Source organism: Pauljensenia sp. UMB6358 (assembly GCF_030216865.1).
GTDB lineage: Bacteria > Actinomycetota > Actinomycetes > Actinomycetales > Actinomycetaceae > Pauljensenia > Pauljensenia turicensis_A.
Map to the genome: position 1 here is coordinate 1 of NZ_JASOMS010000282.1, position 236 is coordinate 236.

1 protein-coding gene is annotated in these 236 nt (G+C 64.8%); it reads left to right on the forward strand.

The window, feature by feature from the left end:
• Positions 1-236, forward strand: a 236-nt coding sequence (locus tag QP381_RS09465; RefSeq protein WP_285068794.1) for a sugar phosphate nucleotidyltransferase, incomplete at both ends; no start/stop codon positions are given.

Here is a 236-nt window from a genome sequence, read left to right on the forward strand (position 1 = left end):
TACCCCGACCGGGCCGGCCACCGGGTTCGGCTATATTCGCGCCGGTGGGCCGCTCGCCGGCGGATTGCTTGGTGGCGAATCGCTCGAGGGTGGGCCGCTCGCGGGCGATACCGCTGCCTTAGCGGTAGAAAAATTCGTGGAAAAACCGGATGCGGATACTGCCGCAAGCTATCTGGCGCAGGGTGGTTACTACTGGAACGCCGGAATTTTTGTGGCCCGCGCGGCCACCCTCATGG